The 23,318-nt window shown below is 71.4% G+C and carries 21 protein-coding genes and 1 pseudogene; 15 read left to right on the top strand and 7 right to left on the bottom strand.

Annotation, left to right across the window (positions count from 1 at the left end):
* The first annotated feature begins 6 nt into the window (after nt 1–6).
* Together ACFY0P_RS47150 and ACFY0P_RS47145 are read left to right on the top strand one after the other, a co-directional pair.
* Nucleotides 7–690 carry a response regulator gene (locus tag ACFY0P_RS47150; protein WP_388928635.1) on the top strand — a complete coding sequence of 228 codons (684 nt, stop codon included), beginning with the start codon at nt 7–9 and terminating at the stop codon, nt 688–690.
* Nucleotide 691: 1 nt separating this feature from the next.
* The gene (locus ACFY0P_RS47145; RefSeq protein WP_388928633.1) at nt 692–3,232 is read left to right on the top strand and encodes an ATP-binding protein; all 2,541 of its coding nucleotides are present in this window, start codon (nt 692–694) and stop codon (nt 3,230–3,232) included.
* Between the two features lie 26 nt (nt 3,233–3,258).
* On the opposite strand, the gene ACFY0P_RS47140 is transcribed toward ACFY0P_RS47145, so the two are convergent.
* Complete coding sequence (locus tag ACFY0P_RS47140; RefSeq protein ID WP_388928631.1) at nt 3,259–3,792, bottom strand: universal stress protein; 534 nt, start codon at nt 3,790–3,792, stop codon at nt 3,259–3,261.
* A gap of 347 nt (nt 3,793–4,139) precedes the next feature.
* Between ACFY0P_RS47140 and ACFY0P_RS47135 the strand changes: the two genes are divergently transcribed.
* The 8 genes and pseudogenes from ACFY0P_RS47135 to ACFY0P_RS47100 all read left to right on the top strand — a co-directional run bounded on the left by ACFY0P_RS47135 (nt 4,140) and on the right by ACFY0P_RS47100 (nt 12,566).
* A complete protein-coding gene (locus ACFY0P_RS47135; protein WP_388928629.1) occupies nt 4,140–4,487 on the top strand; it encodes an SAV_915 family protein in 348 nt (115 codons plus the stop codon).
* A 47-nt stretch (nt 4,488–4,534) separates the two neighbouring features.
* A pseudogene (locus tag ACFY0P_RS47130) lies at nt 4,535–4,678 on the top strand (diaminopimelate decarboxylase); the annotation flags it as partial.
* An 80-nt stretch (nt 4,679–4,758) separates the two neighbouring features.
* Complete coding sequence (locus ACFY0P_RS47125; protein ID WP_388928627.1) at nt 4,759–6,576, top strand: APC family permease; 1,818 nt, start codon at nt 4,759–4,761, stop codon at nt 6,574–6,576.
* Between the two features lie 114 nt (nt 6,577–6,690).
* On the top strand, nt 6,691–8,208 hold the full coding sequence (locus tag ACFY0P_RS47120) for a glycoside hydrolase family 43 protein (RefSeq protein WP_388928681.1): 1,518 nt from the start codon (nt 6,691–6,693) through the stop codon (nt 8,206–8,208).
* A 148-nt stretch (nt 8,209–8,356) separates the two neighbouring features.
* Complete coding sequence (locus tag ACFY0P_RS47115; RefSeq protein WP_388928625.1) at nt 8,357–9,652, top strand: extracellular solute-binding protein; 1,296 nt, start codon at nt 8,357–8,359, stop codon at nt 9,650–9,652.
* Between the two features lie 8 nt (nt 9,653–9,660).
* A complete protein-coding gene (locus ACFY0P_RS47110) occupies nt 9,661–10,656 on the top strand; it encodes a carbohydrate ABC transporter permease (protein WP_388928623.1) in 996 nt (331 codons plus the stop codon).
* Nucleotides 10,653–11,489 carry a carbohydrate ABC transporter permease gene (locus ACFY0P_RS47105; RefSeq protein ID WP_388928621.1) on the top strand — a complete coding sequence of 279 codons (837 nt, stop codon included), beginning with the start codon at nt 10,653–10,655 and terminating at the stop codon, nt 11,487–11,489. Before ACFY0P_RS47110 ends, ACFY0P_RS47105 begins: the two co-directional genes overlap by 4 nt.
* Before the next feature lie 24 nt (nt 11,490–11,513).
* Nucleotides 11,514–12,566: an endo-1,4-beta-xylanase gene (locus tag ACFY0P_RS47100; RefSeq protein ID WP_388928619.1), complete on the top strand. Its 1,053-nt coding sequence runs from the start codon at nt 11,514–11,516 to the stop codon at nt 12,564–12,566.
* 108 nt (nt 12,567–12,674) lie between these two features.
* Here the strand turns inward: ACFY0P_RS47100 and ACFY0P_RS47095 are convergent, their stop codons facing one another.
* On the bottom strand, nt 12,675–12,881 hold the full coding sequence (locus tag ACFY0P_RS47095; protein ID WP_181807334.1) for a DUF5999 family protein: 207 nt from the start codon (nt 12,879–12,881) through the stop codon (nt 12,675–12,677).
* Between the two features lie 340 nt (nt 12,882–13,221).
* Entirely contained in the window at nt 13,222–13,806 is a 585-nt protein-coding gene (locus tag ACFY0P_RS47090) for a hypothetical protein (protein WP_388928617.1), read from the bottom strand.
* A gap of 556 nt (nt 13,807–14,362) precedes the next feature.
* Between ACFY0P_RS47090 and ACFY0P_RS47085 the strand changes: the two genes are divergently transcribed.
* The gene (locus ACFY0P_RS47085) at nt 14,363–15,883 is read left to right on the top strand and encodes a glutamate--cysteine ligase (protein ID WP_388928615.1); all 1,521 of its coding nucleotides are present in this window, start codon (nt 14,363–14,365) and stop codon (nt 15,881–15,883) included.
* Nucleotides 15,884–16,139: 256 nt separating this feature from the next.
* Nucleotides 16,140–16,940 (top strand): CPBP family intramembrane glutamic endopeptidase, encoded by an 801-nt coding sequence (locus ACFY0P_RS47080; protein WP_388928613.1) that lies wholly within the window; start codon nt 16,140–16,142, stop codon nt 16,938–16,940.
* Here ACFY0P_RS47080 and ACFY0P_RS47075 read toward each other — a convergent pair.
* The gene (locus tag ACFY0P_RS47075; protein ID WP_388928611.1) at nt 16,930–17,742 is read right to left on the bottom strand and encodes a PhzF family phenazine biosynthesis protein; all 813 of its coding nucleotides are present in this window, start codon (nt 17,740–17,742) and stop codon (nt 16,930–16,932) included. The genes ACFY0P_RS47080 and ACFY0P_RS47075 overlap by 11 nt on opposite strands.
* A 565-nt stretch (nt 17,743–18,307) precedes the next feature.
* A complete protein-coding gene (gene argG / locus ACFY0P_RS47070; RefSeq protein ID WP_388928609.1) occupies nt 18,308–19,756 on the bottom strand; it encodes an argininosuccinate synthase in 1,449 nt (482 codons plus the stop codon).
* Nucleotides 19,757–19,970: 214 nt separating this feature from the next.
* On the opposite strand from argG, the gene ACFY0P_RS47065 reads away from it, so the two are divergent.
* Nucleotides 19,971–20,606: a PadR family transcriptional regulator gene (locus ACFY0P_RS47065; RefSeq protein ID WP_388928607.1), complete on the top strand. Its 636-nt coding sequence runs from the start codon at nt 19,971–19,973 to the stop codon at nt 20,604–20,606.
* A gap of 105 nt (nt 20,607–20,711) precedes the next feature.
* On the opposite strand, the gene ACFY0P_RS47060 is transcribed toward ACFY0P_RS47065, so the two are convergent.
* Nucleotides 20,712–21,140 carry an SRPBCC family protein gene (locus ACFY0P_RS47060; protein WP_046727218.1) on the bottom strand — a complete coding sequence of 143 codons (429 nt, stop codon included), beginning with the start codon at nt 21,138–21,140 and terminating at the stop codon, nt 20,712–20,714.
* A gap of 78 nt (nt 21,141–21,218) precedes the next feature.
* Nucleotides 21,219–21,470, bottom strand: coding sequence for a hypothetical protein (locus tag ACFY0P_RS47055; protein WP_388928687.1), 252 nt, complete (start codon nt 21,468–21,470; stop codon nt 21,219–21,221).
* 200 nt (nt 21,471–21,670) lie between these two features.
* Between ACFY0P_RS47055 and ACFY0P_RS47050 the strand changes: the two genes are divergently transcribed.
* Together ACFY0P_RS47050 and ACFY0P_RS47045 are read left to right on the top strand one after the other, a co-directional pair.
* Nucleotides 21,671–22,285, top strand: coding sequence for a Clp protease N-terminal domain-containing protein (locus ACFY0P_RS47050; RefSeq protein ID WP_388928605.1), 615 nt, complete (start codon nt 21,671–21,673; stop codon nt 22,283–22,285).
* Nucleotides 22,286–22,331: 46 nt separating this feature from the next.
* Nucleotides 22,332–23,306: a DMT family transporter gene (locus ACFY0P_RS47045; RefSeq protein WP_388928603.1), complete on the top strand. Its 975-nt coding sequence runs from the start codon at nt 22,332–22,334 to the stop codon at nt 23,304–23,306.
* Nucleotides 23,307–23,318: the final 12 nt, after the last annotated feature.

Here is a 23,318-nt window from a genome sequence, read left to right as displayed (position 1 = left end):
GAACCGATGACCCGAGTGCTGGTCGTGGAAGACGACCCCCAGCTCGTACGGGCACTCGTGATCAACATGCAGGCACGCCAGTACGGAGTGGACGCGGCGCCCGACGGCGCCACGGCCCTCCGGCTGGCGGCCGCGCGTCAGCCGGACGTGGTGATGCTCGACCTCGGACTGCCCGACATGGACGGGGTCGACGTCATCAAGGCGCTGCGTGGCTGGACCCGCGTACCGATCCTGGTGCTGTCCGCGCGGCAGGCCTCCGACGAGAAGGTCGCCGCGCTGGACGCGGGCGCCGACGACTACATCACCAAACCGTTCAGCATGGACGAACTCCTCGCCCGGCTGCGGGCCGCGGTCCGCCGCACCGAGGACACACCGCTCGCCCCCGAGACCACCCTGGTGGAGACGGCCGACTTCACCATCGACCTGCTCGCCAAGAAGGCGGTGCGGGCGGGCCACGACGTACGGCTCACCCCCACCGAGTGGCATCTGCTGGAGATACTGGTCACCAACCCCGGCCGGCTCGTCACACAGAAGTACCTGCTGCGCGAGGTGTGGGGCGTGTCGCAGAGCAACAAGACCAACTACCTGCGGGTCTACATGGCCCAGCTCCGCCGCAAACTCGAGGCGGACCCCTCGCACCCCCGGTACCTGATCACCGAGCCCGGCATGGGCTACCGCTTCGAAGGATGACATGGCACGCGGCAGGCTTCGGATCTACCTCGGCGCGGCACCCGGCGTGGGCAAGACCTACGCCATGCTCTCCGAGGCCCACCGCCGGATCGAGCGCGGCACCGACTGCGTCGTCGCGTTCGTCGAGCACCACGACCGCCCGCGCACCGAGGTGATGCTGCACGGCCTGGAGGAGATCCCGCGCAGGGAACTGGAGTACCGGGGCGCGGTGTTCACGGAGATGGACGTCGACGCCGTCCTGGCCCGCCGCCCCCAGGTCGCCCTCGTCGACGAACTCCCGCACACCAACATCCCGGGCTCCCGCAACGCCAAGCGCTGGCAGGACGTGGAGGAGTTGCTGGCGGCCGGGATCGACGTCGTCTCGACGGTGAACATCCAGCATCTGGAGTCGCTGGGCGATGTCGTGGAGTCCATCACCGGGGTACGGCAGCAGGAGACCGTGCCCGACGAGGTGGTACGGCGGGCCGACCAGATCGAGCTGGTCGACATGTCGCCGCAGGCCCTGCGCCGCCGCATGGCGCACGGCAACATCTACCTGCCGGACAAGGTCGACGCGGCCCTCTCCAACTACTTCCGGCCGGGCAACCTCACCGCCCTGCGCGAACTCGCCCTGCTCTGGGTCGCGGACCGGGTCGACGAGTACCTGAACGAGTACCGCAGCGAGCACCGCGTCTCGAAGATCTGGGGTTCACGGGAGCGGATCGTGGTCGGCCTGACCGGCGGCCCGGAGGGACGGACCCTCATCCGGCGGGCGGCGCGGCTGGCCGAGAAGGGCGCGGGCGGCGAGGTGCTCGCCGTCTACATCTCCCGCAGCGACGGCCTCAACTCCGCCTCCCCGAAGGAACTCGCCGTCCAGCGCACCCTCGTCGAGGACCTCGGCGGCACCTACCACCACGTCGTGGGCGACGACGTCCCGGCCGCGCTGCTCGACTTCGCACGCGGGGTCAACGCCACCCAGATCGTCCTCGGCGTCTCCCGGCGCCGCAGCTGGCAGTACGTCTTCGGCCCTGGCGTCGGCGCCACGGTCGCCCGGGACTCCGGACCCGACCTCGACGTCCACCTCATCACCCACGACGAGGCCGGCAAGGGGCGGCTCCCGCTGGGCCGTTCGGCACGGCTCGGCCGGTCCCGGCTCATCTGGGGCTGGCTGACCGGTGTCCTCGGCCCGATCCTGCTCACCTGGCTGCTGACCTCCGCCGCACCGGAGGTGGGCCTGGCCAACGACATGCTGCTGTTCCTCGCCCTGACGGTCGCCGCGGCCCTGCTCGGCGGCCTGCTCCCGGCGCTGACCTCGGCGGTGGTCGGCTCCCTGCTGCTCAACTGGTTCTTCACCCCGCCCGTCCACACCCTCACCATCGCCGACCCGAAGAACATCGTCGCCATCGCGATCTTCGTCGGGGTCGCGGTGTCGGTGGCCTCGGTGGTGGACCTGGCGGCCCGGCGCACCCAGCAGGCGACCCGGCTGCGTGCCGAGTCGGAGATCCTGTCCTTCCTCGCGGGGAGCGTGCTGCGCGGCGAGACCAGCCTGGAGGCGCTCCTGGAACGGGTGCGGGAGACCTTCGGCATGGAGTCGGTGGCGCTCCTGGAGCGGGCGGACGACGTGGCGCCCTGGACGTGCGCCGGCAGCGTCGGACCGCAGCCCTGCCAGTCGCCTGAGCGGGCGGACGTCGACGTGCCGGTCGGCGACCACATGACCCTCGCCCTGTCAGGCCGGGTGCTGCCGGCCTCCGACCGGCGGGTGCTGGCCGCGTTCGCCGCCCAGGCCGCCGTCGTGCTCGACCGGCAGCGGCTCCAGCAGGAGGCGGACCAGGCCAAGGAGCTGGCGGAGGGCAACCGCATCCGCACGGCCCTGCTGGCCGCCGTCAGCCACGACCTGCGCACCCCGCTGGCCGGCATAAAGGCCTCGGTGTCGTCGCTGCGTTCGGACGACGTCGAGTGGTCCGAGCAGGACCGGGCGGAGCTCCTGGAGGCCATAGAGGCGGGCGCCGACCGGCTCGACCACCTCGTCGGCAACCTCCTCGACATGTCCCGCCTGCAGACCGGCACGGTCACGCCCATCGTCCGCGAGGCCGACCTGGACGAGGTGGTGCCGATGGCGCTCGGTGGGGTCCCCGAGGACAGCGTCGAGCTGGACATCCCGGAGACGCTGCCCATGGTCCACGTCGACAAGGGGCTGCTCGAGCGGGTCGTCGCCAACGTGGTCGAGAACGCCGTCAAGTACAGCTCCGCGGCAACTCCCGTGCTGGTGAAGGCCAGTTCCCTGGCCGAGCGGGTGGAGGTGCGCGTCGTGGACCGCGGCCCCGGTGTCCCGGACGAGGCCAAGGAGCGCATCTTCGAACCGTTCCAGCGCTACGGCGACTCACCGCGCGGGGCGGGGGTGGGGCTCGGCCTCGCCGTGGCCCGGGGCTTCGCCGAGGCGATGGGCGGCACGCTGACCGCCGAGGACACCCCCGGCGGCGGCCTCACCATGGTGCTGACCCTGCCGACCGCACCGGGCCGCAGACCGGGGCGGCCTGACCTGCCGGCGGCCGTGACGTCGTAGCGCGGCGACCGCCACCGGGCTCGGTGCTACGACAACTGCCGTGAGTCCAGCGGCAGATGCCAGCTGTTGCGGCGGTGCGCGGAGGCCAGCGTCTCCTCCAGCGGGGAGGGCGGCACGGCCAGGACCGGGCAGTGCGCGTGGGACAGGCAGTAGCGGGCCACCCGGCCCGAGAAGGCCCGATGCCAGCCGCGTCGGCCCGCGCCGACGACCAGCACGTCCTCCTCCCGGTCCGCCACTTCCACCAGGGACCGCCCGGGGGTGCCGCGTATCACGAGTCCGTGCAGCGGGGTGCCGGGCCCGGCGTCGCCGAAGACCTCTTCCAGCACGTCGCGCAGCCGCTGCCGGGCCATTCGCTGCCACTCCTCGACCATCAGCATCGAGGCCGGCGAGCGCCGCGTCGCCAACTCGCCGCCCGGTGGCTCCCAGACGAGCACCGGCCACAGTTCGGCATCCCGGCGCCGGGCCTCCGTGGCGGCCCGGGACAGGGCCGTGACGCTGCCCAGCGAACCGCTCACGCCGACCACGACCCGAGCGGGCGCGCAGGCGTCGTAACCGGACATGACTCCACCGTTCTTCCGTAGGTGTCCCGGGGCGTTCCCAGGCCGGACGGGTACCCCGATCCGGTTCCATGACACTGCGTCGAACGGGTGATGGCCAGGGGCCGGGGCACTTCTTGGCACGCCTCTGACGGGTGCTGTCAGGGCCACTGTGCCGGCCGTTGTGACGGCTGCCACCAGCACCGAAGGGTGCTCCGTCAGCGTCCCGTCAACGTCACCGCGATCACCGTCAGCGTCCCGTCACGAGGCATCGGAGAGGTGCCGGAAGCGGGCATAGCGTCTTGGGCAAGCCCCGGCCGGCCTCCCCGCCTCCGGGGGCACCAGCTTCTTCCCGTGCCAGGAGGCATGCCATGCCAGAACTCTTGTGCGGTGACGACCCGGAGCCTTCCGATCGCTCCCCGGCCGGACCCCTGTTCGTACCGGTCCGGCCGGGACCCGCGGGATGCGTGGCCCTGCTCTTCCGCACCCCGCTCGGCGAGCGCACCGCCGTCGGTTTCACGTCGGCCCGCGGACTCGCCGCCACCCTCGGCCCCGACCAGGCCTGGATCCGGCTCGCCGAACCCGCGCTGCGCGCCCTGGCCGCACCGCTCGGCGTCACCACCGTCACGGTAGACCCGCAGTTGTCGGCCCCGGCCCCCGCGCCGGTGGCGCCGCTCCCGCCCGCCGCCGTGTCCCTGCGGATCGTCCGCACCGCCTGAGCCGTGTGAACCGCCTGATTCGTCCGAGTCTGAGAGGGGAGCGGTCGATGACCACCCTGCACGAACCCGTCCTCACCACCACGCCCGCCGATCTGTCGGTGTGGCCCGCCTCCACCACCGAGCCCCGGCCCGGCGACCTCGCCGTCGGCGGGGTCCCGCTCGCCGAGGTCGCCACTCACGCCGGCCGCCCGCCCGGGCAATCCCACGGGCGCGCGGACATGGCACAGAGGACACTGTTGCCGACCGTCCCACCGGCCGTGATGAGGTACCGATGGCGTATGGCCTGGCACGCCGTGAGCTGAGACCGAGGGTCCCGCTGCGCCCGGGGGAGGGCGACAAGCACCGCCTGACCAGCCTGGAAGGGCTGGCCGCGCTGTCCCTGGACGCGCTCAGCTCGGTGGCGTACGGCCCCGAGGCGATCGTGCTGGCCCTGGTGGTCGCCGGCACCGGGGCGCTCACCGCCACCCTGCCCATCACCCTCGCGATCACCTTCCTGCTCGCGGCGCTCGTCGTGTCGTACGGGCAGGTCATCGCCGTTCACCCGGACGGCGGCGGTGCCTACGCCGTCGCCAAGTCCGACCTCGGTGCCACCGCGAGCCTGCTGGCCGCCGCCAGCCTGGTCGTCGACTACGTGCTCACCGTCGCGGTCAGCCTCGCCGCCGGCGCCGACGCGCTCGTCTCCGCCTTCCCGGCCCTCGCCCACGACAAGCTGCTCGTCTGCCTGCTCGGCCTGGCCCTGCTGACGGCCGTCAACCTGCGCGGTGTCACCGAGAGCGCCCGGGTGCTGATGCTGCCCACGCTCCTGTTCATCGTCGCGATCCTCGGTGTCGTCCTGCTCGGCCTGCTGCGTGGGCACCCGGTCGCCGTCGTCGGCACCGACCGGCCCGTGCACGCGACCGAGGCACTGAGCGCGCTGGTGATCCTCAAGGCGTTCTCGTCCGGCTGCTCGGCCCTGACCGGTGTGGAGGCCATCGCCAACGCCGTACCGACCTTCCGCACCCCCAGCGTCAGGCGCGCCCAGCGCACCGAACTGATGCTCGGTGCGCTCCTCGGGATCATGCTGATCGGGCTGGCCGTCCTGATCCACCGCGACCATGTGGCCCCGCGCGGCGGGGTGACGGTCCTCGCCCAGCTCACCGCGGGCGCCTACGGCACCGGCTGGCCCTACTACGCCACCAACCTCGTCGTCACCCTCGTCCTCGGGCTCGCCGCCAACACCAGCTTCGGCGGACTGCCGGTGCTGATGAGCCTGCTCGCCCGCGACCACCGGCTGCCCCACCTCTTCGGCCTGCGTGCCGAACGCCCGGTCTACCGCTACGGCGTGGTCGCCCTCGCCCTGCTCGCCGCGCTGCTGCTGCTCGCCACGGACGCCGACACCCACCGCCTGCTCCCGCTCTTCGCCATCGGCGTCTTCATCGGCTTCACCCTCAGCCAGACCGGCCTGGTCCGGCACTGGGCGACCCAGCGCCCGGCCGGCTGGAAGCGCCGCGCACTCATCAACGGCACCGGTGCCGTGCTCACCACCCTGGCCGGGGTCATCCTGCTGTTCACCAAGTTCCTCTCCGGCGCCTGGGTGGTCGTGATCGCCGTACCGCTGATGATGCTGCTGTTCGCCCGCATCCAGCGCTACTACACCGAGGTGGGCGAGGAACTGGGCCTCGGCCGCATCCCGGAACCGCCGGCCCGGCGCACCGCGAGTCTGGTGATCGTGCCGATCGGCGAGGTCAGCAAGCTCGCCCGGCACGCCCTCGGCGCCGCCCTCGCCCTCGGCGACGAGGTGGTCGCGGTCGCGGTGCACGGCGACCCGGACAGGTCACGGGCGCTGGAGGAGGCCTGGGCGCGCTGGAACCCGGGCGTGCGCCTCGACATCATCGACAGCCCGCACCGCTCGCTGGTGCAGCCGGTCGTCGACTACGTGCAGCGGGCGGCGGCGGACGGTCGCCAAGTGGCCGTGCTCATCCCCGAGGTGGAACCCCGGCACCGGCGCTACGAGATACTGCAGAACCAGCGCGGCCTGCTCCTCGCCACCGTCCTGCGGGCCCGCACCGACGTCGTGGTGTGCATGCTGCCGTACCGGTTGAAGCTCTGACCGCCGCCTTGTCGGGCCCTGGGCGGGCTCCTACAGTGCGCTCCGTAATGTTCGCCGACCTCGCCGAAAGTTTCGGCGCGGCTTGGGAGGGGCACACACATGCGGGACGCGCACATGCGCACCTACGGCAACCCGGTCATCCCCGGCTTCCACCCCGACCCGAGCGTGTGCCGGGTCGGGGCGGACTACTACCTCGTCTGCTCCAGCTTCGAGTACTTCCCCGGCGTCCCGCTCTTCCACAGCCGGGACCTGGTGCACTGGCGCCAGCTCGGCAACGTCCTCGACCGGCCCGGGCAGTTGACCCTGCCCGACGGCACCCCGGCCTCGGGCGGCGTGTACGCCCCGACGATCCGGCACCACGACGGACTCTTCCACGTCGTCACCACCAACGTCAGTGCCGGCGGCAACTTCCTCGTCACCGCCGCGCGGCCCGAGGGGCCCTGGTCCGACCCGGTGTGGATCGACGTCCCCGGCATCGACCCCGACCTCGCCTGGGACGAGAACGGCGACTGCTGGTGTGCCGTGGCCGGGGTCGCGGTGGCCAGGATCGACACCCGGAGCGGGAAGGTGCTGGAGGGGCCGCTGCCGGCGTGGTCCGGGACGGGGCTGCGGGACCCGGAGGCACCGCACCTGTACCGGGTCGGGGAGTGGTGGTACCTGCTGGTCGCCGAGGGCGGCACCGCCCTCGGGCACGGGGTGTCCGTGGCCCGCGCCCGCTCGCCGCGCGGGCCCTGGGAAGCGGCGCCCGGCAATCCGCTGGTCTCCCATCGGGGCACCCGGGAGCCGATCCAGAGCACCGGGCACGCGGACCTCGTCCAGGCGGCCGACGGCAGTTGGTGGGCGGTGCTGCTCGGCACCCGGCCGCGCGGCTGGTTCCCCGAGTTCCACGTGCTCGGCCGGGAGACCTTCCTGGCCCCGGTGGAGTGGGTGGACGGCTGGCCCCGCATGGGGCGGGTACGGAAGCGGCACGAGGCTCCGGCCGCCTGGCACCCGGTCGAACAGCCGCCCGCACGGGACGACTTCACGGCCCCCGGCCTCGCGCCGCACTGGATCTCCCCGCGCAGCCGGCCGGACGGATCCTGGTCGCTGACCGAGCGCCCCGGCCGGCTGACGCTCACGGCCACCGGGGACAGCCTCGACCGCGCCGGGCACACCTTCGTCGGCCGGCGCCAGCAGCACGCCGACTGCCGGGCCGCCGCCCTGCTCGAACCGGGGCCGGGACGCGCGGGCCTGTCGGTCCGCATCGACGAGGCCCACCACTACGACCTGGAGGTGAGCGGGGGAGTCGCGAGCGCGCTCGTCCGGATCGGGCCGGTGCGGCAACGGATCGCCGAACGCGCGGTGCCGCCGGGGCCGTTGACCCTGGTGATCGAGGTCCGTACGGCCCCGGTTCCGCCGCCCACCGGCACCGCGCCCGGGGAGGACGGGGGCGCGACCGGGGTCCGCCCCGCCGGGCCCGACGCCGTGACCCTTTCGATCGAAACGTCCGACGGTGTCGTTCGGCTGGCCGAACTCGACGGCCGTTATCTCTCCACCGAGGTGGCGGGCGGGTTCACCGGCCGGGTCATCGGCATGTACGTCACGGAGGGGCGGGCCGCCTTCGACTGGTTCGAATACGTGCCGATGAGCTGATGCGCGACACCTTGACGCTCCTGATCCGCCTTTCTAGAGTCCCCGTTCGGAACGTTCGGTGGAAACGCCGAATGTTTCGAAAACCGCGGCCCCAGAGCACCACCGAACCAGGACGGCGTCGGTCGTCCCGTACCCCAAGGAGCGCATCATGGGCGACCCGGCACTGTCCCGGCGCGGATTCCTGGCGGCCACCGCGGCAGCCGGTCTGGGCATGACCGCCCTCAGCGGCTGCGGCTCGGGCGACGGCGGGTCCTCGTCGTCGGGGAAGGTCACGGTCGAGTGGTGGAACATCTCCACCACCCAGCCGACCAAGAACGTCTGGGCGGGCCTGGCCAGGAAGTTCGAGGCTCAGAACCCGCACGTGAAGCTGAAGATCGTGCAGTTGGAGAACGACGCCTACAAATCCAAGATGACGGCGCTCATAGCCTCCGGCAAACTCCCGGACATCTTCCACACCTGGGGCGGCGGGGTCCTCAAGCAGCAGGTCGACGCCGGCCTCGTCGAGGACCTCACCGACGGCACCAAGCCCTGGGCGGACGGGATGCTGTCGGTCGCCAAGCAGCCGTACCTCATCGACCAGAAGCTGTACGGCATTCCGTTCGACATCGGCATGATCGGCTTCTGGTACAACAAGGCGCACTTCAAGAAGGCGGGGATCAGCGAACCTCCCACCACGTGGAGCGGATTCCTCGACGCCGTGCGGAAGCTCAAGGCCGCCGGCATCACCCCGCTCGCCCTCGCGGGCAAGGAGAGCTGGACAGGTATGTACTACTGGGCGTACCTGGCGATGCGCACGGCCGGTCTCGACGCCCTCCAGAAGGCGGACGAGGACAAGGACTTCACCGGCACCGGGTTCGTCGAGGCCGGACAGCACCTGAAGGACCTCGTCGATCTCCAGCCGTTCCAGAAGGGCTTCCTCGGCGCGGCCTACTCGGCGCCCACCGGCCAGGCGGCCGCCGTCGGCAACGGCAAGGCGGCCATGGAGCTGATGGGCCAGTGGGCCCCGGTGGTGGAGGCGGACGCGGGCAAGGGCCTCGGCTCGGACCTCGGCTTCTTCCCGTTCCCCGCGGTCGACGGCGGCAAGGGTGCCATCACCGAGGTCTTCGGCGGTGGCGGCGGGCATGCCCTGCGCAAGGGTGCTCCGAAGGAAGCCGTCGACTTCCTGAAGTTCTTCGCCTCCGAGACCACCGACCTGGTGCTCGTCGAGAAGACCAATACCCTCCCGGTGGTCCCCGGCGCTGAGAAGGCGCTGAGCGACCCCAACACCAAGGCGGTACAGGCGCAGTTGAAGGCCGCCACCGGATTCCAGCTCTACCTCGACCAGGCGTACGCGCCCGCCGTCGGCCAGCAGATCAACGACAGCGTGGCCGGGCTGATCGCCGGCTCCAAGTCGCCGGAACAGGTCACCCAGGCGATCACCAAGACCGCGAAGGAAGAGCAGTAGGCCGCCCGATGACCTCGACCTACCTGCCCGGCACGCGGTCGGGACCGGACGCCGCGCCGCAGCCGCTGCCGACCTCAAGCCGGGCCCGCTCCCGGCGCCGGCTGCTGCACTGGCTCACCGCGATGGGCTTCCAGCTGCCCGCCCTGGCACTGTTCGGCGTCCTCGTCCTGCTGCCGATCCTGTTCGCGCTGTACGCCGCGTTCTTCCGCTGGGGCGGCTTCGGCATGCCCTCCGACTACATCGGCACCGACAACTTCACCCGGCTCTTCCAGGACGACGTCTTCCTCGGCGACCTGTGGCGCTGCCTGCTCCTGGTCGTCCTCTCGCTGGCGCTGCAACTGCCGTTCGCGCTCGCCATGGCGGTCCTGCTCAACCAGCGGATCCGCGGCCGGGCCGTCTACCGGATGCTGTTCTTCGCCCCGTACGTGCTCTCCGAGGCGATCACCGGCGTGTTGTTCGGCATGATCTTCGCGCCCGACGAGGGGCTCGCCGACCACATCCTGAGCGACATCGGCCTCGGCGCGCTCGGCGGGAAGTGGTTCTCCGAGCCCTCCACCGTCATGGCCACCCTCTTCCTGGTCATGACCTGGAAGTACTTCGGCTTCCACATGATGCTCTACCTGGCCGGACTCCAGTCCATCCCGGCCGAGCTGACCGAGGCCGCGACCGTCGACGGCGCCTCGCCCTGGCAGCGCTTCCGGCACGTCACCCTGCCGCTGCTCGCGCCCACCCTGCGGATCAGCGTCTTCCTGTCGGTGATCGGCTCCATCCAGCTCTTCGACCTGGTGTGGGTGGTCACCGCGGGCGGCCCCGACCACCACTCGGAGACCATGGCCGTGACCATGTTCCAGTACGGCTTCAAGCGCTACCAGGTCGGCTACGCCAGCGCGATCAGCGTCGCCATGTTCGCCGTCAGCCTCGTCTTCGGCCTCGCCTACCAGCGGTTCGTGCTCCGCCGCGACCTGGCGGGCGCCACCACGAACATGAGGGGAGACGGCGCATGAGCAGCAGCCGCCGGACAGCCGTACGGAACCTGCCCCTGCACGTGATCCTCGTCGTGGTCGGCGCGGTGATGGTGGTACCCCTGCTGTACGCCCTGCTCTCCGGGTTCAAGACGACCAGCGAGCTGTCCCGCAACCCGGTCGGGCTGCCCGAGTCCTGGATCACCTCCAACTACACCGGCATCCTCGGCTCCGGCGCGTTCTGGCGGCTGATCGGCAACAGCACGCTGATCGCGATCGCCACCACCGTGCTCGTGGTCGCGGTGTCGGCGCTGGCGGCCTTCTCCTTCGCGCGGTTCGCGTTCCGCGGGCGGGAGGTCCTGTTCACCGTGTTCACGATGGGCCTGATGTTCCCCTTCGCGGTGGCCGCCCTGCCCCTCTTCCTGCTGCTGCGCTCGATGAACCTGCTGGACAACCCGCTCGGCGTGATCCTGCCGCAGGCCGCGTTCGGGCTGCCGATGACCATCATCATCCTGCGCGGTTTCTTCCGGGAGATCCCCGGCGAACTGGAGGAGGCGGCCACCCTCGACGGCTGTGGGCCGTTCGGTTTCTTCTGGCGGATCCTGCTGCCCATGGCCCGGCCGGCGCTCGGCACGGTCTCCGTGCTCGCGGTCGTCACCAGCTGGAACAACTTCTTCCTGCCGCTGCTGGTCTTCACCGACTCCACCTGGTGGACCATCCCCATCGGTGTGCAGCAGTTCCAGGGCCAGTACTCCACCGACACCGCCCGGGTCTTCGCCTACCTGGTCCTCGCCATGGTTCCCGCCCTGGCCTTCTACTCGGTCGCCGAGCGCCAGCTCGTCGGCGGCCTCACCGCCGGCGCCACCAAGGGCTGATCCCTGATTGATTGGAGTCGCACGATGTCCCGCACACGTCTCAGACTCGCCGGTGCCCTCGCGGCCGTACTCGTGGCGGCCGGAGTCGCCACCGGCCCCGCCGCCCAGGCCCACGACCGGCAGCCCACCCTCGCCGAACTGGCCCAGCGCCACGGCCGCTACTTCGGCAGCGCCACCGACAACCCGGAACTCACCGACACCGCCTACACGAAGCTGCTCGGCAGTGAGTTCGACATGATCACGCCCGGCAACGGCATGAAGTGGTACGCCACCGAGCCCCAGCAGGGCGTCTTCGACTGGACCAACGGCGACCAGATCGTGAACCTCGCCCGCCGGAACCACCAGCAGGTCCGCGCCCACACCCTGGTCTGGCACAGCCAGCTGCCCGACTGGCTCACCTCACGCGAGTGGACGGCCGCCGAGCTGCGGGCGGTCCTGAAGAAGCACATCCAGACCGAGGTACGGCACTACCGGGGCAGGGTCTACTCCTGGGACGTCGTCAACGAGGCCTTCAACGAGGACGGCAGCTACCGCGAGACCCTCTGGTACAAGACGCTCGGCCCCGGCTACATCGCGGACGCGCTGCGCTGGGCCCACCAGGCCGACCCGCACGCCAGGCTCTACCTGAACGACTACAACATCGAGGGCCTCGGCGCGAAGAGCGACGCCTACTACGCCCTCGCCCAGGAGCTGAAGGCCGAGGGCGTCCCGCTGGACGGCATCGGTTTCCAGGCCCACCTCGCCCTCCAGTACGGCTATCCGACCACCCTGGAGGACAACCTCCGGCGCTTCTCCCGCCTCGGCCTGGACACCGCGCTCACCGAGGTGGACGTGCGGATGCAGTTGCCGGCCACCGACGAGAAACTGGCCGAGCAGGCGACCTGGTACGCCGATCTGACCAAGGCGTGTCTCGCGGTGCGCAGGTGCGTGGGCATCACCGTCTGGGACTACACGGACAAGTATTCGTGGATCCCCGCGTTCTTCCCGGGCGAGGGCGCGGCCCTGCCCTGGGACGAGCAACTCACTCCCAAACCGGCCTACTTCGCGCTACGCACAGCGCTCGGCCACAGAGGGTAACCGGCCCTGAACGCACGTCGGGGCCGGTGCGCACCGTGTGTGTGCGTCCGGCCCCTGCTGGTCACCGGGCGGAGCGGCGGGGCCGCCCGGGGTGGTGCGCTGGGTCTCTCAGGCGGCGGTCACCACGCGGCCGGCGCCGAGCGGGCGGTGCGGCGCGATGATCTGGCCGTCGGGCAGGAGCTCACCGGTGTCCTCGAAGAGCAGAACGCCGTTGCACAGCAGGCTCCACCCCTGCTCCGGGTGGTGCGCCATGAGGCGGGCGGACTCCCGGTCGGCGGATTCGGCTGTCGGACACGGCGGCTGGTGCTGGCACATGGATAGGGTCTCTCGCTCGGTCGTGGTCATGTCGTCCCCCGTGGTGATGAGTCGGTCGGAAACCAGTGTTGCCTTCCTGGCGTTGCTCCGCAGGGATTTCGCTGCACCGCTTCTCACAGGTTGGAGACGCGTCACCCGCGCGGACGGTTCATCTCGACCGGGTTGCCAATTCGGATGGTTTCGTATGGCCGGATGGGGCTAGTCCGGACGGTGGGCCCGTGCGGGGTGAGGGCTATTACGGCTCTTAGGAGCGGCGAATTGCTCGTACGAGCGGAACGAAAAAGAAAACGCCCGTACCCCGCCACTCGTCCGGGAGCGGCGGGGTACGGCGGTGACGGGTTCAGGCGGGCGTGATGAGCAGGGGTGCCGGGGTGATCCGGTGGGTCAGCACCGGGAGGAGTTCGGCGACCAGGTGCGGCCGGTGCGCCGCGATGCCGGGCGGGGCGGGTGCCAGCGGCACGAGCAGGTCGGTGGCGGCCGGGTGCCCCTCGGCGCCGTCCGCCGCGCAGTCGCCGTGCAGCCACAGGGTGAGCATGTAGAGGCCCGGAAGGGACAACAGGCGCGGCTGGTACGTCTGTTGCAGGGCTTCGGCCTGGTGCAGGGCGCGCTCGGTGGAGGTGATGTAGGGGCCCTCGAAGAAGTGCGAGAAGGCCCAGCCGTCCGGGGTGAGCATCGTGTCGGCCGCGGCCACCGCCCGGTCGCCGCAGCGGATCAGGAAGCGCCAGCCGGCCAGCCGGGTGGCGGACACGCCCTCCGGGGTGATCCGGTCCAGTACGTGCACGGGAAGGGGGAGTTCGGGGGTCGCGGGTCCCTGGGCGGTGCGCAGGGAGGGGGTCCGGGCCTCGCGGACCGCGGTGGGGGAACCGAGGGCGGTGAGGACGGAACGCAGTGCGGGCGCGGGGGCGGGAGGGACTTGCAGCGGCATGGTGGGTCGCCTCTCATTCGACAGGCGCGGCGGCGCGAGGGCAGGGGCGGACGGCGCTGTCAGCTCACAGGAAGTCAGAGAGGCGGGGGCCCGGTTCGGTGACGAGAGGTGCGGGCGTTGCCTGCCGCACGTCGCTCAGGCGGCAGGAACCAGACCGCGGGCGCCAGCCTTCTGCCTTGTTCGCGGAGTTTATACGACGCCTGTTCAGGTGGTGTTTCACCGGGATGTCTCTGAGAAGAGAACAAGGCGCAATTCGGCCGTTGATTCGTGCGGAATCCTCCCGATTCCCAGCCCGTCGGAACGCCGCTGACCTCGGATTACGAGGCTGTCGCGGTCGGCCGGATGTCGTCGGCGTTTTTCACGAGGGGAACGGGGAACCCGAAGTTGCATGCGGCGTCATGCCTCGTGAATGTGCCGCGGGACACATTCCAACAGAGTAGCGGGTGGAGGTGGAGCGCGCGACGTTATCGATCGCTTCCGCTGGGCATCATCCCACCTGGACTCGGGACACCGGCGGCCGGAAGCCCGGCCCGCCCATTCGAGGAGGGACGCTTCGATGGGGGAGAAGGTCGTGGCGGGCCGGTTCGACCTGTCCGATCGCCGGCACTACCGCGAAAAGCTCCAGGACTGCCTGACGGGGCTGGAGCGGCTGCTGGTGGAGAAGCGGTTCGACCGCCCCAAGAACCTCATGGGCGTCGAGATCGAATTGAATCTGGCCGGCGCCGACGGCATGCCGAGAATGTTGAACGGACAGGTTCTGGAACGTATCGCGAGCCGTGATTTCCAAACAGAACTCGCCATGTTCAATCTGGAAGTGAACATAGCTCCACACCGGCTCGAAGGCCGGGTTTTCGACCGGCTCGCGGAGGAACTCCGCACCTCGCTGGCGTATGCCGACCGCAAGGCGGGCGAGGTGGACGCCGGGATCGTGATGACCGGCATCCTGCCCACCCTGGAGCGGGACGACCTGGTCTCCGCGAACCTCTCCGAGGTGGACCGCTACACCCTGCTCAACGACCAGATCGTGGCCGCCCGCGGCGAGGACTTCCTGCTCGACATCGAGGGCGTCGAACACCTCGTGTGCACGTCCAAGTCGATCGTCCCGGAGGCCGCCTGCACCTCCGTGCAGCTGCACCTCCAGGTCACCCCGGCCCGCTTCGCCGACGTGTGGAACGCGGCGCAGGCGGCGGTCGCCGCGCAGATCGCCGTGGGCGCGAACTCCCCCTTCCTGTTCGGCCGCGAACTGTGGCGGGAGTCCCGCCCCCCGCTGTTCCTCCAGGCCACCGACACCCGCCCGCCGGAACTCCAGGCACAGGGCGTCCGGCCGCGCACCTGGTTCGGCGAACGCTGGATCAGCTCGGCGTACGAGCTCTTCGAGGAGAACCTGCGCTTCTTCCCGGCCCTCCTCCCGATCTGCGACGAGGAGGACCCGCTGGCCGTCCTCGACGCGGGCGGGGTGCCGAAGCTCGCGGAACTCGTCCTGCACAACGGCACGGTGTACCGCTGGAACCGGCCGGTCTACGGCATCGCCGACGGCGTCCCCCATCTGCGCGTCGAGAACCGTGTGCTGCCGGCCGGGCCCACCGTCACCGACGTCGTCGCCAACGCGGCGTTCTACTACGGTCTGGTCCGCGCCCTCGCGGAGGAGTCCCGTCCGGTGTGGACACGGCTGCCGTTCGCCGCGGCCGAGGCGAACTTCGACGCCGCGTGCCGCCACGGCATCGACGCGCGTCTGGTCTGGCCGCGCCGGGCGCGGTACGGCGGCGGTACGGCGGAGGTGGACGCGGTCACCCTGGTCCGCGACGAGCTGTTGCCGCTGGCGCACGCGGGGCTGGCCGCGTGGGGGGTGGAGCCCGCCGACCGGGACCTCTACCTCGGCGTGATCGAGGAGCGGTGCCGCAGGCGGGTCAACGGGGCGTCCTGGCAGTCGGCGACGTTCCACCGGGCACTGGAGCAGGGGCTGCCGAGGGATGCGGCGCTGGCGGCGATGACGCGGCGCTATGCGGAGCTGATGAACGACGGGGATCCGGTGCACACCTGGCCGGTGGGGTTACTGGAGCCGGTGCCGCTGGGGTGAGGCCGACGGGGGCGCCCCGTGGGGGTGCGGTGCGTTGCGGGGTGCCGCGCCGTGGGGGTGCGGTGCGTTGCCGGGTGCCGCGCCATCGGGGGCTGGCCGCGCCCACGCGGCGGAGCCGCACCTCCGACACAGCCTGGCGTCCCTTACAGGGCGCTGCGGCGGGGGTCGGCTGCGTCCGCTCCGGGTTGATCGGGCAAGCTGTGATGTCCCGTGGTGAAGACGACCGTGGGGAGGGTTTGCTCGACTGGAGGCAGGAGTGCAGGTGGAGGCGGATCAGGTGGCCGGTGCTTATCCACCGGAGCGGCCCTCGCAGCGGATGTTCAGGGACGAGACGCTGCTCGTTCTGGGGCTTTCGCTCGGTGCGAGCGGAGTGTCCGCCCTGATCAGCTTCATCGGATCGGTCACCAAACCCGGCGGCCTCAAGGACCAGGCGGCGACCCTCAACGCGTCGGCCGCGCCCGGCCGCCCCTGGCTGGACCTGGCCTGGCAGCTCTTCGGCATCGCGACGGCGCTCGTCCCCGTGCTCCTCGTCGCCCACCTCCTCCTGCGCGAGGGCGCGAGCCTGCGCACGCTCGGCTTCGACCGCACCCGCCCCTGGCCCGACCTCGGGCGCGGCGCGGCGATCGCCTCGGTGATCGGCAGCGCCGGGATCGCCTTCTACCTGGCCGCACGCGGCCTCGGCTTCAACCTCACGGTGGTCCCGGAGGCGCTGCCCGACGTGTGGTGGAAGTACCCCGTGCTGATCCTCTCCGCGATGCAGAACGCGATCCTCGAAGAGGTCATCGTCGTCGGCTATCTGCTGCGCCGCCTCTACCAGTTGGGCTGGACCGCCGGGACGGCGCTGGTCGCCAGTTCCGTCCTGCGCGGCTCGTACCACCTCTACCAGGGGATCGGTGGCTTCGTCGGCAACATGGTGATGGGCGTGGTGTTCGTCTACCTGTACCGGCGGTGGGGCCGGGTGGGCCCCCTGGTGGTGGCGCACAGCCTCCTCGACATCGGTGCGTTCGTCGGCTACGCGCTGCTCGCCGGCAAGGTGGGCTGGCTGCCTACGGCGTGAGCAGCTCACCGTCGATGACGGTGATCGCACGCCCGGTCAGCAGGGTGCGGTCACCGCGCAGCGACGTCCGGACGAGCCCGGTACGCCGGGAGGCCTGCAGCCCCGTCAGATCGTCCCTGCCGAGCCGCCCGGCCCAGTGCGGCGCGAGAGCGGTGTGGGCACTCCCGGTCACCGGGTCCTCGTCGATCCCGACGTTCGGGAAGAAGCAGCGGGAGACGTAGTCGTATCCCTTGGCCGGGTCCTCGGCGCGGGCGGTGGCGATGATCCCGCGCGTGGAGTAGGCGGCGAGGGCCTTGTGGTCGGGGGAGAGGCCGAGCACGGTCTTCTCGTCGGCGAGTTCGAGGAGCAGGTCGCCGATGTTCGGCCCGGTGTCGAAGCAGGCGACGGGTTCGGCGCCGAGCGCGCCTGCGACCCCGTCGGGCACCTCGACCCGGGTGAGCGGGGCGGTGGGAAAGTCGAGGGTGACCGCCCCGTCCCCGCCCGGCGTCGCGACCAGCACCCCGCTCCGGCTGGCGAACCGCACGGGCCCCACGTGCGCTCCCGTGGTGTGCAGCACATGTGCGGTGGCCAGGGTGGCATGCCCGCACATCGCGACCTCCGTGACGGGCGTGAACCACCGCAACGCCCAGTCCGCGTCCCCGCCCTCGGGCAGCGGGTGCGCGAACGCGGTCTCGGCGTGGTTCACCTCCATGGCGACGTTCTGCATCCACGCGTCGTCAGGAAAGGAATCAAGCAGCACGACCCCGGCCGGGTTCCCGGAGAACGCCCGCTCGGCAAAGGCATCGACGATTCGAATCCGCATGCCCCAGACGCTAGGGCGTCCACACCACGGCCGACCAAGGCCAATCCCGGAGCCCTGGCCCGATTTCCACCAGGTGCAGCCAACGGGGGACCGGGGTGTCGCTCACCGGCGCCGCACCGGTTCACGACGGCGGGCGCGCCCCTCGGGGGTGCGGGGAACTGCGCGAGCAACCACGGCGGTGCCGCACCCGACCACGACGGCGGGCGCGCCCTCGGGGGTGCGGGGAACTGCGCGAGCAACCACGGCGGTGCCGCACCCGACCACGACGGCGGGCGCGCCCCTCGGGGGTGCGGGGAACTGCGCGAGCAACCACGACGGTGCCGCACCGGTTCACGACGGCGGGCGCGCCCTCGGGGGTGCGGGGAACTGCGCGAGCAACCACGACGGTGCCGCACCCGACCACGACGGCGGGCGCGCCCCTCAGGGGCGCGGGGAACTGCGCGAGAACGCACGGCGGCGCCGCACCCGACCACGACGGGTCGTCCCGCGGCGCTGACGCCCAAGCGCCCCTCGGCAAGGAGAAAGGGCCGACCCGTCACCGAGTCGGCCCTCCTGAGCGGAACGCTCAGTCCGTGCCGAGTTCCATCGCCGCCCGGTCCAGCAGCTCGTCCGCGTCCGGCGCAGCCTCCCCGCGGGACGCGATCGCCTCGGCGCCGCCTTCCGGCATGCTGCCGATCAGCCCGGTCGCCGCCGCCTGCGCCGCGCCGATCGCCGGGTTGGAGGAGCCGATCAGCCCCAGCCCCGCGTACTGCTCCAGCTTCGCGCGGGAGTCGGCGATGTCGAGGTTGCGCATGGTCAGCTGACCGATCCGGTCCACCGGGCCGAACGCCGCGTCCTCGGTGCGCTCCATCGACAGCTTGTCGGGGTGGTAGCTGAACGCCGGCCCCGTCGTGTCGAGGATCGAGTAGTCCTCGCCGCGCCGCAGCCGCAGCGTCACCTCACCGGTGACGGCCGCGCCGACCCACCGCTGCAGCGACTCGCGGATCATCAGCGCCTGCGGGTCCAGCCACCGGCCCTCGTACATGAGCCGGCCCAGCCGCCGTCCCTCGTTGTGGTACTGCGCGACCGTGTCCTCGTTGTGGATCGCGTTGACCAGCCGCTCGTACGCGGCGTGCAGCAGCGCCATGCCCGGCGCCTCGTAGATGCCCCGGCTCTTGGCCTCGATGATCCGGTTCTCGATCTGGTCGGACATGCCGAGCCCGTGCCGGCCGCCGATCGCGTTGGCCTCCATGACCAGCTCGACGGCGGTCTCGAAGTCCTTGCCGTTGATGGTGACGGGGCGGCCCTGGTCGAAGCCGATCGTGACGTCCTCGGGGAGGATCTCGACCTCGGGGTCCCAGAACCGCACGCCCATGATCGGCTCGACGGTCTCGATGCCGTTGTCCAGGTGCTCCAGGGTCTTCGCCTCGTGCGTGGCGCCCCAGATGTTGGCGTCGGTGGAGTACGCCTTCTCGGTGCTGTCCCGGTACGGGAGCCCGTGGGCCACCAGCCACTCGGACATCTCCTTGCGGCCGCCGAGCTCGGTCACGAAGTCCGCGTCCAGCCAGGGCTTGTAGATCCGCAGGTGCGGGTTGGCGAGCAGGCCGTACCGGTAGAACCGCTCGATGTCGTTGCCCTTGAAGGTCGACCCGTCGCCCCAGATCTGGACGTCGTCCTCCAGCATGGCCCGCACCAGCAGCGTGCCGGTGACGGCACGGCCGAGCGGCGTGGTGTTGAAGTACGCCCGCCCGCCCGAGCGGATGTGGAACGCACCGCAGGTGAGCGCGGCGAGGCCCTCCTCGACCAGCGCGGCCCGGCAGTCGACCAGGCGCGCGATCTCGGCGCCGTAGGTGTGCGCACGACCGGGCACCGAGGCGATGTCGGGCTCGTCGTACTGACCGATGTCGGCGGTGTAGGTGCACGGGACGGCGCCCTTGTCGCGCATCCACGCGACGGCGACCGAGGTGTCGAGCCCGCCGGAGAAGGCGATGCCGACGCGCTCGCCGGCGGGAAGGGAGGTGAGGACCTTGGACATAGGAAGATTATGCATGAGGACGCATGGTCATGCAACGTGCCCGTTCCGGCCGCCGATGGGCGATGCGGGCCGGCGAGCCGGTCGGCGAGATCTTCGAGTCATTCGTCGGCCCGCCGATCGCTCGAGTCGGGGCTTGTCATGCGAACGCTTCCGATATATCGTCGAGGCATCGCGAAAGATACGCGACAGATCAACGATGGATGGAGTGATTGCTATGCGTTCCCACGGATTCGAGCGTGGACATGGTCAGGGCGGCCCTCACCCGCACGGGCGGGGCGGCTTCGGTGGACGTGACGGCCGGCGTGCGGCGTTCGGGCCCTTCGGCCCGGGAGGCCCCGGCTTCGGTCCCGGCGGCCCCGGTTTCGGACCGGGGCACTGGGGGCCGCGAGGACGCGGTGGTCCCAGGGGGAGGGCGCGGCGCGGTGACGTACGGGCCTCGATCCTGGCCCTGCTGAAGGACCGCCCGATGCACGGTTACGAGATGATCCAGGAGATCGCCGAACGTAGCGGCGGCGCGTGGAAGCCCAGCCCCGGCTCGGTCTACCCCACCCTGCAGCTGCTGGAGGACGAGGGCCTGATCGCCAGCGAGAGCGAGGGCGGCAAGAAGCTGTTCTCCCTCACGGACAGCGGCCGTACGGCCGCGGACGAGGGCCCCGACGCCCCCTGGGAAGAGGCTTCCCGCGGGGTCGACTTCGAGGCCCTCAACGAGATCCGTCAGGCCGGCTTCGGTCTGATGGAGGCCTTCGGGCAGGTCTGGAAGACCGGCAGCAAGGAGCAGCGCGAGAAGGCGCTGGCCGTCATCAACGAGACCCGCAAGAAGCTGTACCTCATCCTCGCGGACGAGGACTGACCCTCGGCGTGAGGTGAGACCGGGCGCCCCGCGGAGTGATCCGCGGGGCGCCCGGTCGTGTCTGCCCTGCCGTCTCCGGCGGCCCGTGCCGCCGGGCCGGGCGGCTCAGGCCACCAGGCCGCCCAGCTTGCGCAGCGACTCGTTGAGGGCGGCCGTCGCCGAGTCCTTGAGCTTGCCCGCCATCAGCGACACGGCCGCGCCCGTGAACTCGCCGTCGATCCGTACCCCCGTCGCGTCCCCGTCCGGCGTCAGCGTGTAGCGCGTGGCCACGGTCACCGCCATCGGGCCCTTGCCGCGGATCGCCAGCACCCGCGCCGGCTCCAGTTCCTCGATGGTCCACTCGACCTCCGCAGGGAAGCCCATCAGCTTCATGTTCTCCTGGAAGGTCCCGCCCACCGCCAGGGTCTCGGGGCCGCCCTTGGGAAAGTTGGTGTGCGTCGCGTTCCACTCGCCGTACGCCGGCCAGTCGGTGAGCTGTGCCCACACCTTCTCGGCCGGTGCCTGGATGCGTGCCTCCGCGCTGACTTCGGCCATCGGGCCACCCCTTCGTGTCGGGCTACGGTGTCGCGGAACGTAGCCGCAGGGCCTCGAACATTCAATACTGATGAACCGTCAGGAAATGTGCGGATCCGGGGCGGCCCCCTCGGTGCCGGTTCCGCCCCGGGCCGTTCGGCCGACCCGCCGTATCAGCGCCGCGTCGAACAGGTCCCAGGCGCGCGGGAACGCGCTCTCGTCGTGGCAGTGCCAGGCGTCCCAGAACAGGTCCGCGAGCAGCGCGTCCGCCGGGGCGTGGACCCGGTACACGTACTGCCTGCCGTCGACCGCGGGCAGGGCGACCAGCCAGCAACAGGACCCGCTCTCCACGTCGGTGGAAGACGTACGGCGGGTGCGCGACGGTTGCGTGCGGGGCGCGCGGCAAGGCGGCGCGCGCCCCGGTGGCCGGAATCAGCCTGATCTCATCCGTAAGGAGGAGATTCCGGCCATCCCCGTCCACTCTGCGTGGGACGCGGAAATGCTTCCCCCCGCCGATGACTCAGGTCCCTGGGATTGATGAGGTAAGGGGTGTGCAACCCCGTATTCCCCGCCAGCCCGCCCAGGACCGGGGCAGTATCCACGCGGAAGACGATGCCGGGCTCGGTGCCGGGCCGGCAGCGGTGGTCGCCGGTGCCCGCCGCCGGGCCGTGCGGGACGGGGACCGCCAGGTCGACACCGCCCATCTGCTGCACTCGCTGATCGAGTACGACCCCGAGGTGCGCGCCGCCATCGGTGACGCCCCGCAACTCGCCCGTCTGCTGGGCTACCTCGTGCAGCGCAGCATCGGTTACGGCCTGCGCTGGCAGAGCGGGATCGAGGACTCCGGCGCGCTGCCGGCCCTTCCGCGCACGGCGGAACGAGCCGAGGGCAAGGGCGACGGCGCCTGGTCGCCGGTGGCCGCGGCCGCCCTGGAGTACGCCCGCAGCCGCGCCCGGCGTCGTGGCGCGGCCCACTGCGACGGCATCGACCTGCTCGCGGGCCTGGTCCTCGACCCGGAGTCCCGGGCCGTGGAGGTGCTGGAGCGAGCCGGGGTGGCCGTCCGTGAACTGGCCGTGCGGATAGACGGGGACGGGGCGGTCGGCGCGGCCGGGGCGGCCGACGTGGTCCGGGACGCCGAGGCGGAACACCGCACGTCCAGCCGTTGAGACAGGTGTCATAGGGGGTGACGCTCATGTCGCCCCCTGGCATCATGTGCCGGTGCGCACCACTGACAGCAGCCATGGAAAGGGCCTCGGGCTCTCCCTCGCCCTCGGGTCGGCGCTCGCCTTCGGCGGCTCCGGCGTCGCGGCCAAGCCCCTGATCGAGGCCGGGCTGGCGCCGCTGGACGTGGTGTGGCTGCGGGTGGCGGGCGCGGCCCTGGTGATGCTGCCGCTCGCCGTCCGCCACCGTGACCTGACGCGCCGCAGGCCGGCGCTGCTCGCCGGGTTCGGCCTGCTCGCCGTGGCCGGCGTCCAGGCCTGCTACTTCGCCGCCATCTCCCGGATACCGGTGGGTGTGGCGCTGCTCGTGGAGTACCTCGCTCCCGCGCTGGTGCTCGGCTGGGTCCGGTTCGTGCAGCGGCGGCCGGTCACCCGCGCCGCCGCGCTCGGTGTCGTCCTCGCGGCGGGCGGCCTCGCCTGCGTGGTGGAGGTGTGGGCGGGGCTGCGGTTCGACGCGCTGGGCCTGGTGCTGGCACTGGGGGCGGCATGCTGCCAGGTGGGGTACTTCGTGCTCGCCGACCACGGTGGGGGCGAGGGGGCGGATCCGCTGGGGGTGATCGCCTACGGACTGCTGGTCGGGGCGGGCCTGCTCACCGTGGTGGCCCGGCCGTGGGAGATGGACTGGTCGGTGCTGGGCGGCTCCGCGCGGATGAACGGGACGGCCGTGCCGGCGGTGGTCCTGCTGGGGTGGATCGTGCTGGTCGCGACGGTCGTCGCGTACGTCACGGGTGTGGTGTCGGTACGGCGGTTGTCTCCGCAGGTGGCGGGGGTGGTGGCCTGCCTGGAGGCGGTGGTGGCGACCGTGCTGGCGTGGGTGCTGCTGGGGGAGAGGCTGTCGGCGCCGCAGCTGGTGGGGGGAGCCGTGGTCCTGCTGGGCGCGTTCATCGCGCAGTCGTCCACGCCTGCCAAGGGCTCCGCCGAGCCCTTGGCGCGTGGTGAGGGTGTGGTGCGGGAGCCGGCTGTCTGAGCGTCGTCGGCC

It is taken from the genome of Streptomyces sp. NPDC001714 (assembly GCF_042892755.1).
Lineage (GTDB): Bacteria > Actinomycetota > Actinomycetes > Streptomycetales > Streptomycetaceae > Streptomyces.
The sequence above is the reverse complement of the archived record's forward strand: the minus strand, read 5'-3'. Positions and strand labels throughout refer to the sequence as shown.

Excerpts from the sequence above, each read along its gene's own strand:
- ACFY0P_RS47060 (WP_046727218.1), bottom strand. The coding sequence starts at position 21,140 with ATGGCCGAAGTCAGCGCGGAGGCACGCATCCAGGCACCGGCCGAGAAG.
- argG (WP_388928609.1), bottom strand. The coding sequence starts at position 19,756 with ATGTCCAAGGTCCTCACCTCCCTTCCCGCCGGCGAGCGCGTCGGCATC.
- ACFY0P_RS47085 (WP_388928615.1), top strand. The coding sequence starts at position 14,363 with ATGGGGGAGAAGGTCGTGGCGGGCCGGTTCGACCTGTCCGATCGCCGG.
- ACFY0P_RS47150 (WP_388928635.1), top strand. The coding sequence starts at position 7 with ATGACCCGAGTGCTGGTCGTGGAAGACGACCCCCAGCTCGTACGGGCA.
- ACFY0P_RS47140 (WP_388928631.1), bottom strand. The coding sequence starts at position 3,792 with ATGTCCGGTTACGACGCCTGCGCGCCCGCTCGGGTCGTGGTCGGCGTG.
- ACFY0P_RS47110 (WP_388928623.1), top strand. The coding sequence starts at position 9,661 with ATGACCTCGACCTACCTGCCCGGCACGCGGTCGGGACCGGACGCCGCG.
- ACFY0P_RS47075 (WP_388928611.1), bottom strand. The coding sequence starts at position 17,742 with ATGCGGATTCGAATCGTCGATGCCTTTGCCGAGCGGGCGTTCTCCGGG.
- ACFY0P_RS47135 (WP_388928629.1), top strand. The coding sequence starts at position 4,140 with ATGCCAGAACTCTTGTGCGGTGACGACCCGGAGCCTTCCGATCGCTCC.
- ACFY0P_RS47145 (WP_388928633.1), top strand. The coding sequence starts at position 692 with ATGGCACGCGGCAGGCTTCGGATCTACCTCGGCGCGGCACCCGGCGTG.
- ACFY0P_RS47125 (WP_388928627.1), top strand. The coding sequence starts at position 4,759 with ATGGCGTATGGCCTGGCACGCCGTGAGCTGAGACCGAGGGTCCCGCTG.
- ACFY0P_RS47100 (WP_388928619.1), top strand. The coding sequence starts at position 11,514 with ATGTCCCGCACACGTCTCAGACTCGCCGGTGCCCTCGCGGCCGTACTC.
- ACFY0P_RS47065 (WP_388928607.1), top strand. The coding sequence starts at position 19,971 with ATGCGTTCCCACGGATTCGAGCGTGGACATGGTCAGGGCGGCCCTCAC.
- ACFY0P_RS47090 (WP_388928617.1), bottom strand. The coding sequence starts at position 13,806 with ATGCCGCTGCAAGTCCCTCCCGCCCCCGCGCCCGCACTGCGTTCCGTC.
- ACFY0P_RS47095 (WP_181807334.1), bottom strand. The coding sequence starts at position 12,881 with ATGTGCCAGCACCAGCCGCCGTGTCCGACAGCCGAATCCGCCGACCGG.
- ACFY0P_RS47120 (WP_388928681.1), top strand. The coding sequence starts at position 6,691 with ATGCGCACCTACGGCAACCCGGTCATCCCCGGCTTCCACCCCGACCCG.
- ACFY0P_RS47115 (WP_388928625.1), top strand. The coding sequence starts at position 8,357 with ATGGGCGACCCGGCACTGTCCCGGCGCGGATTCCTGGCGGCCACCGCG.
- ACFY0P_RS47105 (WP_388928621.1), top strand. The coding sequence starts at position 10,653 with ATGAGCAGCAGCCGCCGGACAGCCGTACGGAACCTGCCCCTGCACGTG.